Raw genomic sequence first — 11,999 nt, forward strand, 5'->3', positions numbered from 1 at the left:
TATATTTTTATTGAAAAAAAATTTTATCCGGGTTTCTTACTGATAATAGAGAATAATCTTTTATTAACATTGTCAATGTAAAAAGAAAAGTTAACTTTGCAAGCTGTAAAATAAAGGAGATTTGCAATGATCGATAGGATAAAGGCTCTGCTTCAGGAAGTAGAGGATATGAAAGCGGCAAATGCCGAAGAACTGGAAGCTTTACGAATTAAATATTTAAGTAAAAAAGGAGAAGTATCTCTTCTTTTTAATGATTTTCGTAACGTAGCAGCTGATCAAAAAAGAGAAGTCGGACAGTTCCTGAATGTACTGAAAGAAACAACTCAACAGAAAATTAATGATCTGAAAGAGGCTTTCGAGAATATTCAGACTACCAACAATGATATTGATCTAACACGTACAGCTTATCCTGTACAACTAGGTACGCGACATCCTCTCTCTATTGTCAAGAAGGAGATTTGCGATATATTTGGCCGTTTAGGCTTTAGTATCGCTGAAGGACCTGAAATTGAGGACGATTGGCACGTATTCTCTTCTCTTAATTTTGCAGAAGATCATCCTGCCAGAGATATGCAGGACACCTTTTTTATTCAACACAATCCGGATGTATTGTTAAGAACTCATACTTCTTCCGTACAAACTCGCGTGATGGAGAACCAGGAGCCACCAATCCGTATAATCTGTCCCGGACGTGTTTATCGTAATGAAGCTATTTCGTATCGCGCACACTGTTTCTTCCACCAGGTTGAAGCGTTGTATGTTGATAAGAATGTATCCTTTGCCGATTTGAAGCAAGCTTTGCTTTTCTTTGCAAAAGAGATGTTCGGACCAGATACCAAAATTCGTTTACGCCCTTCCTACTTCCCATTTACTGAACCATCTGCAGAAATGGATATATCATGTAACCTTTGCGGAGGAAAAGGATGTCCGTTCTGTAAACATACAGGTTGGGTAGAAATTTTGGGATGTGGAATGGTGGATCCCAATGTTTTGGAAAACTGTGGAATAGACAGTTCTGTTTATTCCGGATATGCACTCGGTATGGGTATCGAGCGTATTACAAATTTGAAATACCAAGTAAAAGACTTACGCATGTTCTCAGAAAACGATGTACGTTTCCTGAAACAGTTTGAGTCTGCCAATTAAGTTGATAACCTAGTCTTTTTTACCACCCCCGGGATTAACACACCCGGGGGAAACACACGGGTTAAAAGACTGTTATCTTATATAGTTGCATGCGAAAAGAAGAACGTTATAAGGGAATAGTTGACTGGTTTAGTAAAAATATGCCGGTTGCGGAATCTGAATTACATTATAAGAATCCGTATCAACTCCTTATAGCAGTAATTCTTTCCGCACAATGCACGGATAAAAGGGTAAATCAGATAACTCCAGCCCTTTTTGAAGCATTCCCCACCCCCGAAGTATTAGCAGTTTCAACTCCTGAAGTTGTTTTTGAATATATCCGCAGCGTATCATATCCCAATAATAAATCAAAACATCTGGTTGGGATGGCGCAAAAACTCGTTTCAGAATTTAACAGCGAGGTACCGTCCGACGTAGATGAGCTACAAAAGCTACCCGGTGTAGGGCGGAAAACAGCCAATGTGATAGCATCTGTCGTCTATAACAAGCCTGCCATGGCGGTTGATACCCATGTATTCCGGGTTTCAAACCGGATTGGACTTACCAATAACAGTAAAACACCTCTTGAAACAGAAAAAGAGTTGGTAAAGCATATTCCGGAACACCTTATTCCTAAAGCACATCATTGGCTTATTCTTCACGGCAGATACGTTTGTCTTGCACGTAAGCCCAAATGTGAAGAATGCGGTATAAAACAATGGTGCAAATATTTCTTTTCAAAGAAATTGTAATGACCTGTTGTTCCGTTCTACTTTAATCTTTTTCCTTTAGTTTGTCTCAGGTTACCAGATAATTAGTTATATTTGCTATTATTATCTGGAAAATGAAAGAATACCGCAATGAGATTATAATTGCTCTTGTATCTATTATTGGAGCTATTCTGGCTACTTGGTTTTTCTTCTTTTCAATTGATGAAAAGAAAATTACCGTGCAAAGCGACCTGTTCTCGGTGGTTGCCCCTAATCCTAATGCTCTTCTATGTATTAACCGACCATCCATGCTTTCCAAAATCATTCTTTCAGACGATTATACAAAGAAATTATTTGCCCCGCATCTCCCCCCTGTTTTTGCTAAGATTATAGACAAAAATCCGGGTATTCCATTTTATCTCATATCTTATCACGAGCAAGGAGAGGTGATTTATGCTAATGCAACATTAGAACAAGCTTATCAAATTGCCGATAATATTTTACATCCCTATTTCAGCAGTTTCGATCCCAAAAGGACGTTGATAGACAAGGCCGAATTTACTTTTTATGCCTTACCTGGCAATCGTTTTTTTGTTACTTATTACAATCAAGGTGTTTGGGCTGCAAGTTTTAGCAAAAAGCTCCTGGATGAGATTTGTCTCCAACAAAAGATAGGTCAGACTGCCCTGTCGGACAGAATTTTGTCCCAAAAGAAACTGATGGATCGAAATGCTCCGTTAAATCTATTGATGCCGGCTCCATCGCTGGATATTTCTGTTCAGATAAACGACTCCATACGGATGGGTTTAGGCAACGGATGGGTTTATGCCGACCTGTTTAGCAGCGATGGGAAGCTATGTTGCTTTTCTGGCATCCCCTATAATGCACAACTGGATAGCATATATCCGATAATGGCAGATTCGGTCGTTAGAAGGTTAAAATCTTTTTATCCGAATCATAATTTTTTACCTCAATTATCGAAAGATGCTGAACGAATTTACTTTACAGCTTGCCTTGTTCAGCCAGACTCTGTCAGCAGGTAATCGTCAATCCATCATAAGCATAATGAACGTTTGCGGGAAGTTCTTTCTCAATAAATTCATGCAAACCAATCCGGTGACTCATGTGTATCAGGTATGCAGTTTTAGGACGAATCTTTTCGATATTCTGTAATGCCTCTTCGAGCCCCTCGTGTGAGGGATGATGTCCTTTCCGCAAAGCATCAATAACAAGGACATCCAATCCTCTTAGCTTCATTATTTCATCATCTGATATATATTTCAGATCAGTCAAATAGGCAAAATTTCCAATTCTATATCCTAAAATAGGCAATTTACCATGCAGTATTCTTATAGGAATAACCTTGATGCCAGCCGCGTCGAAGGGTTGCTCGGATATTCGAATCAATTCGAGGTTTGGAACTCCGGGATATTTAAACTCCCTGAAAGCATAAGGCATCCGGGTAATGATGGCTTCTGCAACATTGTCTTCAGCATAAATATCAACCCCTTTGTCTCTGCAAAACGGACGCAAATCGTCCAAGCCACCAACATGATCGTAATGCTCGTGGGTAACCAGAACGCCATCCAGTCGGGTAATTGAGTGTGTAAGCATCTGCAAACGGAAATCCGGTCCGCAATCTATCAACAAATGCTTGCCGTCTATTTCCACAAAAGCCGAAGCTCTTAAGCGCCAGTCACGCGGATCTTTACTTGTACAAACCTCGCATGTACATCCAATCTCAGGATTTCCTGTAGAAGTACCTGTTCCTAAGAAAGTAATTTTCATCATCTCAAGATATATATTTTACTTCAGGTTCTATCTGAATACCAAATCGTTGAGAAACAGTTTCCCGTATCGTTTCTGCCAATAGTGCAATCTCTGTTCCTTCTGCACCGCCAAGGTTGACTAACACCAAAGCCTGGTGTTCATACACTCCTGCCTGACCGAATGCTTTTCCTTTAAAACCACACTGCTCAATCAGCCAAGCTGCCGGAACTTTTACCCGCCCGTCCGACAAAGGATAGGATGGCATAGAAGGATATTGCTCCTTTAAAAGATTATAATGACGCTCCGAAATAGTTGGATTCATGAAGAAACTTCCGGCATTACCCATTGTTTCGGGATCGGGAAGCTTTCTTGTTCTAACATCAATTACAGCCTTTCTAACTGTTGCCAGATTAATTTCGTTGCAGGCTGCCAGTTCGGCTTTAAGATCGGCATATTCTATAGCTATCCTGGGGCGTTTGTTTAAGCGGACAATCACATAGGTGACAATATATTTGTCATTCAATTCATTTTTAAATACACTTGATCTGTAACCATATTTACAATCTTCAATTGGAAAAATCCGTTTAGAAGCCGTTTCTATCTCTACAGTTTCTACCGCCTGAACAACGTCTTTGAATTCGGCCCCATAGGCTCCGATATTCTGTATGGCGGCTGCTCCTACTTCTCCCGGGATAAGAGACAAGTTTTCAATGCCTTCCCATCCGTTCTTGACAGCAAAAGCAACTAAATCATCCCACAGCTCACCAGCACCCACTCTTATTGAAACATTTTCATCATCTTCGTCAACGATTGCCATCCCCTTTATGGCAGAGTGCATAACCACACCCCTATAATCATGGAGGAACAATAAATTACTTCCGGAGCCAATGTGTACTTTCTCGAATGAAGAAACATATTCGTCTTTCAAAATTCTAACTAACTCTTCTTCATTATTGTACTCCATGAACCAACGTGTCTTAACATTTAAATGAAATGTATTATGTCTCTCCAAAGAGTAATTTTCTTCTATTTTCATTATTTAATTATTTACTTTTATGTATAAAACTAAAATTGCGTAAAGGTATAAATAAAATAAAGTGTATCAAAAAAGACTGCAACCTATATCACATAGGCTGCAGTCATCATTAGTGTTTACTCGAAATTTGTTAACCTTAGTCTTCAAAAAAAAATCAGTAGTGGTTATTATTTCATCTGTTAATTTTCAGTTGTGTTCCATTATACTGTACCGTTTTATCGGGAACCGGATTTGTGTCAAATCCTTTCGGTGTATCCTTCCCAACAAATACAATATGGAATGTACGCTCTTTCACCATGCCGTCAAAGTCTCCTTTTCGTTCGCCAATGGTTAATTCTTTAGATTTATCATCGTATACGAAAGGAATTGTTGTATACTGTCCCTTTTCGTAATTATAATTTGTACCTTCATCTTCATACAAAGTAAACGATGCATTCTTACCTGTGTAAACATAAATCGTAATTGGAGCTGCAGGTTTTTCGGATGCATATTGAATCGGCTCACCAATGGGGACGATAGATCCTTCCTTTACAAACAAGGGCATCCGCTCGTAAGGTGCATCAACCATCTTATTTTGACCGCCTGCAGTATAATTTCCATTATAAAAATCGTACCATCCGCTATTCTGAGGGAAATAAACTTCGCGGGAACGGGCTTTATAGGTGTAAACCGGACAAACAAGAAAACTTGGACCAAACATATACTGATCACCCAGATCGTTTACTTTAGCGTCGGAACCAAAATCCATCACCATCGGACGCATGATTGTGTAATCGTTCAAATATACTTCTCCGGCCATTGTATAAATGTAAGGCATAAGGCGATAACGCAATCTGTCGTAGTAGACAATGCTCTTGTAGGCTGGATCAGTTGCCGGAGCAATATTATAGACCTCTCTATATGGGAACTGACCATGTGTACGGAATAATGGAGCAAAGGCGCCAAATTGTGTCCAACGGCTGTTTAATTCACGCCATTCTTTAATATCCTCCGAACCCTCTTTCGCCCTTTCATAACGCTTCTCAACACAGAAACCACCAATATCCATGGTCCAATACGGATTACCAGAAAGAGAATGATTTAATCCGGCAGAAATCTGAGCTTTGAAATCTTCCCATCGTGTACCAATATCTCCACTCCAGGTAGCCGCACCGTACTTTTGTAATCCGGCAAAACCAGAACGGGTTAACAAGAACACACGTTTATTATTATCGACCGACCGTTGTCCTTTATATATCGCCATCGCATTCATAAGCGCATACGTATTAAAATATTTGGCAGACGGGCCCATGGCCGTTGGTGTCATCAACTCCTTACGATACTCTATACTCGCATTGGAAAGAATATCCGGTTCAGAGGCATCCATCCACCAAGCATCAAATCCTTTAGAATAGAGGTGCTCCTCCATTTGTTTCCAAAACAGATCGCGGGCTCCTTCACTGTAAGCATCGTAAAACGAACCTACATACCCCTGACCAATCCAATCTTTTATACTGTCTTTTACGGCACGTTGATACATCCAGCCTTTATTATCAAATTCTTTGTAATGCTCTGTTGTTTCATAAAATTTAGGCCAAACAGAAATCATTACTTTTGCATTTAATGCATGCGCATTATCCACCATACCTTTTGGATCAGGAAACCTGGCTGCATCAAACTCGTGGCTACCCCACGATTCTTGTGGCCAATAACTCCAGTCAACAACCATATTATCTACCGGAATTTCTCTGCGACGCAATTCCTTAAGAGCATCAAGCAACTCATCCTGAGTTTTATAGCGTTCCCTGCTTTGCCAGAAACCCATTGCCCATTTAGGCATAACCTGAGCTTTTCCGGCTATTCCACGGTATCCTTTCATTACATCATCCATTGAATCTCCCTTTATGAAGTAATATTCAATCTGATCACCTATTTCGGAAGAAAGCGAAAGCTTATTTTGTTCTGAAGGGTCTACAGGCGATAAAAACTTTAAGCCGATATAGGATACTCCACCATCCGGAAGCCATTCAAGTTTTATATGGTATTTTTTCCCGGCCTCCATGGATACTCCAAATTTGGCAACAGAAGGATTCCAGGCTGTACGCCATTTTTCGGCCATCAGCTGTCCATCTATCCAGATTTTTGTGTAGCCTGCATAATACAGTAAAAAGCGATGTACGCCCGAGTCATCTGATTGTATCTCGCCCTCCCAGGTAATTTTTGAATTGTAGAATGGGAAATCAGCAGGGAATTTCTTTACTGTAGTAAGATTTTCGTAATCTATTGTATTTTCAATACGCGATACAAATACATTATTTGCATCTCCATTAACCATATAGGTTGCTGTTAAACCACCCTCATTTCCATCTTTATCAAATAATTTCAAGTCAGATAATTGAGCGTAATCACGTGGATCACCAAACTTAGTTACAGAGTAATTATCCCAGAATATTCCATAATTCTTATTACTAACAATAACAGGAATAGAAACTTTGGTATTATATTGAAAAAGAATTTCATTCTTGCCTTTATAATTAAACTCATCGGCCTGATGCTGACCTAATCCATAGAATGCCTCGTCGTTGGGTGATTCAAACACTTGACGGATATTGTACCCTTTTGTACCTTCAATTTCGACTGGAATAAATGTTTTGCCGCCACCTTTGTTTTCTTGTAAAATTGTATTTCCATCCAGATCCTTAAATTCCACCTCTCCAGTTTTAAGATCTGCGTATGCCCTTAGTGAAGCCGTCTCTATAACAACTTTACCATCCTTTTCGACAAGTTTCCAGTCGTTAAAAACAGGCAGCTCATCCACTACCAAGCTTTTTGCTGTTGAAAAGGTATCAGCAGCAGTAGCCGAAACGCGTATTACTTTATCATTGACAACAGTTAATTTAAGTAGTCTGGCATTTCCATCCGTTTTATTAAGATGAATAATAACACCATCAACAACCTTCTCATATGAAGAACTACAAGAAAAGAGAATTAAGGAAAGTAAAGCAAAACAGAGCAGCTTCTTAAACATTGCACTAAATTTAAAGATTAAACTAAAAAAAATTGCATCAGTCGTCAGATAAACGACTGATGCAAAGATATGTTTAAGCTTTATCTTCCTTTATGCCTGATGTTAAAGCAGCAAGGATACTTTGTTACATGGGGGGAATCTTTTGTTTCATAAGTATACCTAAAATGTAAAATTACTCGTCTACCGCCCCTTTACGATTACCATATTGCGAAGGCAATACATCAAATTCATCTTTAAAGTACTTACGGAAATACTTCGGATTATTAAACCCAACCTCATAGGCAATTTCAGATACAGACAGTTGACTCTCCTCTAAAAGCTGAGCGGCACGCTTAAGACGAATCACCCTGATAAACTCAATAGGAGTCTTTCCGGTAATGGATAATAGCTTTTTATACAGATGGACACGGCTCATACCCAACTCCCTACTTAGCTCTTCGACTGAAAATTCCGGATTGGAAATATTTGCTTCCGTATAATCCAGTGCTTTTTTAATTAGTTTATCATCAAGAGAGCTGACCGAAATCTTAGATGGCTCTATTTTAATATGCTGCTTGAACATAGATTGGATGCTCTTTCGTCCTTCAATGATATTATGAATTTTGAGTTTAAGAATTTCCAGATTAAATGGTTTTGTTATATAATCGTCTACACCGGCCATCAATCCTTCCAACTTACTCTCTTCACCACTCTTGGCGGTAAGTAAGATAATTGGAACATGCGACGTTCTGATATCAGCTTTCAAGGCTTTACTCATCTCTACGCCATCCATTTTAGGCATCATAACATCACTTACTATAATATCTGGTATTTCTTTCAGGGCAATCGCCATTCCCTCCATTCCATCAGAAGCCTTTAAAACTACATAATGATGCCGAAGCCTTTCTGCAACAAAATCGCGGAAGTCATCATTATCTTCCACCAATAAAATTTTGGGAAGAGATTGAAGTTGTTCATCTTTTTCTTCGGTCAACGTTTCATTTTCAAGCATGTCATCATTTCCTTTTACGGAAATTTGTTCAGACACATCACCCTCTTTATAGGGTATGGTAACAGTAAAGCAGCTCCCTTTACCCATTTCACTTTCAACCTCAATATCACCGCCATGCAGATTTATAAATTCTTTAGCTAAATGGAGGCCTATGCCACTACCTTGATACGAGTTAGTGTCGGCACTTTTAATCTGATAGAAACGTTCAAATATTTTGTCGAGTTTATCAGTTGGAATTCCAATTCCCGAATCGGAGATACAAATCCGTATCGACTTCTCTGTTTTATTATCTGGTAATTCAACAAGTTCCATATTTACCTTTACCTCTCCATTAGCCGGCGTAAACTTATGTGCATTGGATAAAATATTCAGCAACGCCTTAGACAACTTATCTTCATCAAATCTGGCATACAAATGATCGATGGAAGATGTAAAGGAAAACTTAATCGATTTTCGCTGCATCAATTCATTGAATGAACTACATAAATCCTTTACAAAAAGAACTATATCTCCTACAGAAGGCTGCAAGGTATGGCCGTTAACATCTAATTTACGAAAATCCAGCAGTTGATTTACCAGATTCAATAGATTCTTTGCGTTTTTACGAATTATAAGCAGCATTTCTTTTTCGTCCGAATTCTCCTTCTTCTTTAAAAGCTCTTCCAATGGCGTTAGAATTAGCGTTAGCGGAGTACGGAATTCATGACTAATATTTGTAAAGAAGCGTAATTTGATTTCGTCCAACTCCAATTGTTGCGATGTTCGCATTTTCTCTCTGGCATAGGCCAGTTTCTTTTCTGCTCTTCTGGTTGAATACCTTATGTAGTAGTAAATCAGAGACAAAATAACAAGTAAATAAAAGGCATAAGCCCAAGCAGTCTGCCAAAAAGGAGGACGAACCGTTATGAGTAATTTAATAGGGTTTTCACTCTCTAAGCCATCATTATTGACCGCTTTTAAATAGAAGGTATATTCTCCCGGGTTTAGGTTTGTATAGGTAACTTTACGACCTATTCCGTCGGCTTCCAGCCACTGAGTATTAAAACCATCCAACTTATAATAAAAACGCGATTTGTTTGGCATACAATAATCAAGTGCTGCAAATACGATGGAGAAGTAATTATCGGAATAATCTAATTCGATCTCTTGAGTATGGGTAATACTCTCTTTTAGGATGGTGCGACCGTTATATTTTTCTCCGGGTTTCAAACTTTTATTGTAAAGCTGAAAATCAGTTATTACAACCTTAGGCTTATTGTTATTATAAATAATGGCATTGGGTGTAAAGATGTTGAATCCTAAAGAACCCCCAAAAATTAATTCCTGTTTCGAAGTAATATAGGCTGCATTGTAATTAAACATTTCACCTTGCAACCCTTCCGAACGGTCGTAAGTAACTATCTTAAAGAAATAACCTGGAGTTTCATTGGCTGTAGTAACCTTTACACAAGACAAACCACTATTAGTCCCGATCCATAAGTTATGATCCGCATCTTCCTGAATACTTTGAACCAAGTCTGCAGAAAGACCATCCTTTACGTTAAATGTACGCAGGTCGCGTGTATAAGCATTAAACGTAATTAATCCATTGCGCGTTCCTATCCACAACAATCCCCTGCTATCTTCGTAAAGATTATTAATATCATATTTGCTGAGCTGCATTTTATTAAATAATCCAGGTTCATATTGTTCTAGTTTATCAGCTGCAACATTATATATCCATAATCCACTTTGAGCACCAATCAGAATTTCACCAGATTTCTTCTGGATTATTGAATAAACAGATCCATCCGTAATAAAATGCTTTAATCGTTTCCCTGTTGCAGCATCTATTACAACTACACCTCCCCGCAGAGTACCCACCCATAAATTACCAGAGGTATCGTTCATGATATCCCATATGTTGTTATCTGTAAGTACATCCGGATTATTTGGATTAAATCCGTAATGCGTAAACTTCTTGCCATCAAAACAATCCAGTCCCTCCAGGTAATATCCAATCCAGAGCCGGCCTTGCGAATCGCCGGACAGACTAACGATAACATTTCCAGAAGGGCTGTTTGGATCTCCCGGGCGATGCGGATAATTTATATATCTTTCATTTTTCCTGTCAAAATAAATTAGTCCGCCACCATTGGTTCCAATCCAGATATTACCATCGGAAGTTTCATGAAAACAATTTATATCATTATATGGCAACTCAGCCTTTTCTGTAACAGATTTAAATTTAAAAACACTTTCATGATAATAACATACCCCCATCTTATAGGTCCCTACCCACATGATACCTGTATCATCACGGTATAAGCATTTAATGGTATTCTGAGTGATACTAAATTGATTTTTCTCATTATGAGAAAGATAGGTAATCTTGCCGGATTTCTTATTTACTATATTAATGCCTCCATGATCGGTACCAATCCAAATCAAACCTTTGTCGTCTTCATCAACAGATGTAACAATATTTTTTGTTATCCGATACGGAGCATTTGCTGTTTCGGAATAGACATGCCATTTGTTTTGCTGCACATTATAATAACCCAATCCAAAATGTTCGCCAATACCATACATCCATAAGTCGCCTGCACTATCTACAAATAAACGCATATCGACCAGATTTCTCATTTTTATTTTTTGTAACATGGAGCTGTCTCGTTTGATAATTTTATGTGTCTGCGCATCCATGCATTCAACCAAGCCATTATCGAACAAAAACCAGTAACGGTTACTGCCTTGCTTGATATCTGTAATTATACCGGTACTGAGGTTCCCGGCGCCACCTTGCTTGTTTATAATTAGTTTTTTCTTTTTAACATCGTACAAACGAACATCTTCGGGAGTGATAAACCAATAATTTTTCCCCAGATCAATATACAAATTTGTAAAAGAAGTAACTCCGGCAAACTTGTTGAAGATACTGTGCAAATCCTCTTCAAACTGCTCTTTTAAAGGATTATAGATTGCATAACCGGCTCGTGTAGTTAGCCACAGCAGTCCATCTTCTGCTTCCTGTATTCGCAGAATATCATTATTATAGCTACTTGCATTGTCCTGCAGATTATGTTTATAAATCGTAATTTCGTATCCGTCGTACCGATTCAAACCCGAAGGAGTTCCAAACCAGACAAAACCGGTTTTATCCTTATAAACACATTTCACTTCACTGTTTGAAAGTCCGCTTCCAACATCTACGCGATTAAATTTATAATTGTCTTCTCCGGTTTGAGAGAAAAGAATTTGAGGCAAAACAAGCCATACGAAAAAATATAGTAGTGGTTTTATCTTATTCATCTGTTGTTGATTTCAGTATTGCATTGCAAATATAAAAAGAAAAGGGCATCACTGCTTAGAGACGCCCTT

Annotated in this window: 7 protein-coding genes; 3 read left to right on the forward strand and 4 right to left on the reverse strand. The window is 38.5% G+C overall.

Annotation, left to right across the window (positions count from 1 at the left end):
* Window positions 1-126: 126 nt before the first annotated feature.
* The 3 genes from pheS (at window position 127) to AB7E53_RS00920 (ending at window position 2,878) form a co-directional block, all read left to right on the forward strand.
* Window positions 127-1,146 (forward strand): phenylalanine--tRNA ligase subunit alpha, encoded by a 1,020-nt coding sequence (pheS, locus tag AB7E53_RS00910; protein WP_179398246.1) that lies wholly within the window; start codon window positions 127-129, stop codon window positions 1,144-1,146.
* Between the two features lie 89 nt (window positions 1,147-1,235).
* Window positions 1,236-1,877 (forward strand): endonuclease III, encoded by a 642-nt coding sequence (gene nth / locus AB7E53_RS00915; protein ID WP_068183937.1) that lies wholly within the window; start codon window positions 1,236-1,238, stop codon window positions 1,875-1,877.
* A 92-nt stretch (window positions 1,878-1,969) separates the two neighbouring features.
* Window positions 1,970-2,878: a hypothetical protein gene (locus AB7E53_RS00920; protein ID WP_446773632.1), complete on the forward strand. Its 909-nt coding sequence runs from the start codon at window positions 1,970-1,972 to the stop codon at window positions 2,876-2,878.
* On the opposite strand, the gene AB7E53_RS00925 is transcribed toward AB7E53_RS00920, so the two are convergent.
* The 4 genes from AB7E53_RS00925 to AB7E53_RS00940 all read right to left on the reverse strand — a co-directional run bounded on the left by AB7E53_RS00925 (window position 2,868) and on the right by AB7E53_RS00940 (window position 11,930).
* Window positions 2,868-3,623, reverse strand: coding sequence for an MBL fold metallo-hydrolase (locus AB7E53_RS00925; protein WP_079683084.1), 756 nt, complete (start codon window positions 3,621-3,623; stop codon window positions 2,868-2,870). The two genes, AB7E53_RS00920 and AB7E53_RS00925, sit on opposite strands and share 11 nt — an antisense overlap.
* A 4-nt stretch (window positions 3,624-3,627) precedes the next feature.
* Window positions 3,628-4,641, reverse strand: a complete 1,014-nt coding sequence (gene murB, locus AB7E53_RS00930) for a UDP-N-acetylmuramate dehydrogenase (protein ID WP_446773634.1) — start codon at window positions 4,639-4,641, stop codon at window positions 3,628-3,630.
* A 172-nt stretch (window positions 4,642-4,813) separates the two neighbouring features.
* A complete protein-coding gene (locus tag AB7E53_RS00935) occupies window positions 4,814-7,648 on the reverse strand; it encodes a TIM-barrel domain-containing protein (RefSeq protein WP_446773636.1) in 2,835 nt (944 codons plus the stop codon).
* 172 nt (window positions 7,649-7,820) lie between these two features.
* Window positions 7,821-11,930 carry a two-component regulator propeller domain-containing protein gene (locus tag AB7E53_RS00940; protein WP_446773638.1) on the reverse strand — a complete coding sequence of 1,370 codons (4,110 nt, stop codon included), beginning with the start codon at window positions 11,928-11,930 and terminating at the stop codon, window positions 7,821-7,823.
* Between the last annotated feature and the right edge of the window lie 69 nt (window positions 11,931-11,999).

The organism is Macellibacteroides sp. (genome assembly GCF_050251695.1).
Classification (GTDB): Bacteria; Bacteroidota; Bacteroidia; order Bacteroidales; family Tannerellaceae; genus Macellibacteroides; species Macellibacteroides fermentans.

Excerpts from the sequence above, each read along its gene's own strand:
- pheS (WP_179398246.1), top strand. The coding sequence starts at position 127 with ATGATCGATAGGATAAAGGCTCTGCTTCAGGAAGTAGAGGATATGAAA.
- nth (WP_068183937.1), top strand. The coding sequence starts at position 1,236 with ATGCGAAAAGAAGAACGTTATAAGGGAATAGTTGACTGGTTTAGTAAA.
- AB7E53_RS00920 (WP_446773632.1), top strand. The coding sequence starts at position 1,970 with ATGAAAGAATACCGCAATGAGATTATAATTGCTCTTGTATCTATTATT.
- AB7E53_RS00925 (WP_079683084.1), bottom strand. The coding sequence starts at position 3,623 with ATGAAAATTACTTTCTTAGGAACAGGTACTTCTACAGGAAATCCTGAG.
- murB (WP_446773634.1), bottom strand. The coding sequence starts at position 4,641 with ATGAAAATAGAAGAAAATTACTCTTTGGAGAGACATAATACATTTCAT.
- AB7E53_RS00935 (WP_446773636.1), bottom strand. The coding sequence starts at position 7,648 with ATGTTTAAGAAGCTGCTCTGTTTTGCTTTACTTTCCTTAATTCTCTTT.
- AB7E53_RS00940 (WP_446773638.1), bottom strand. The coding sequence starts at position 11,930 with ATGAATAAGATAAAACCACTACTATATTTTTTCGTATGGCTTGTTTTG.